Annotated in this window: 1 protein-coding gene; it reads left to right on the plus strand. The window is 61.0% G+C overall.

What is annotated here, in order from left to right; all coding sequences use genetic code 11:
* Positions 1 to 564 precede the first annotated feature (564 nt).
* A partial coding sequence (locus ACWDKQ_RS36390) for a transposase family protein (protein WP_450143276.1) occupies positions 565 to 1,043 on the plus strand: 479 nt, incomplete at its 3' end.

Below are 1,043 nucleotides of genomic sequence, written 5' to 3' on the forward strand. Positions count from 1 at the left end.
CGCCCCCCACCACTCATCGGCATATCCCACGCTCACGCCAAAGTGATCATTTCGGCTACTACCGCCCCCACAGTGACCGACTCGCTTATTTGAGGCCTAGTACGGCATGGCGCCGCTCTAAAACAGAGTGCCGCAACTATCAAGCGCAGCTATTGCTGATTCGTGCGGCGGGGGTGCCAGCCTGAACGCGCATGTTTCGTCCGGGAGAAGAAGACCAGCGTCTCTTGAGGCGAGCTTGTGGGCAGTGGGCTAAAGGAGGGGTACGCGACTGAGATGTCGCGACCGTAGGCGAGTGGAATCTGCGGTCCAGTGATCCAGTACTTCGGCTCCAATCGAGAAAGGAGCAGCATCATGACGACGCACCCAGAGGCCGGCGCCTTGGAGTTGGCGAGAAGGTATTGACCCTTTCCGGGTTAGCATCTGTGGCTCTGGGTAGTCGTCGTGGCTGCGGCTGGTGCGTGTGGCGGTGACACGCCGAAGTTGTTGTGATGCAAAGTAAAAGCGCGGAACCCGGGTATGAATTTGGTCCTACCACAGATCAACTTCATAGGAGTTCCGCGCCTGATGAGTGTGACATACACCGCGACGTTGCCGGTACGCGACCAGACCGTGCTGCACCTGTCGAGCCTGCTGCACACCCAACGCCTGCGGTGCGGCACCCGCAAGCACCGGAGATCGCTGAGCACATACAAGCAGGCGATCCTGGTGCTGCGCTGGTTTCTCGACGGCACCCGCGTGAAACAGCTGGCCGTCGATCACACGATCAGCTCCTCCACCGCATACACCTATCTCCATGAGGGATTCGCAGTGCTCGCCGCCCAGGCTCCAGCACTGGAATCAGCACTGCTGGCAGCGAAAATCGCAGGCCACGACCACATCTCCATCGATGGCACCCTGATCGAAACCGATCGGGTCCGTACACCCGGCCCCACTCGTGGCGTGGACCTGTGGTGGTCGGGAAAACACTCCAACCACGGAGGCAACATCCAGGTCATCACCGCCCCCGACGGCTGGCCGCTATGGACCTCCCAGGTGCGCCCGGG

It is taken from the genome of Saccharopolyspora sp. NPDC000995 (assembly GCF_053599315.1).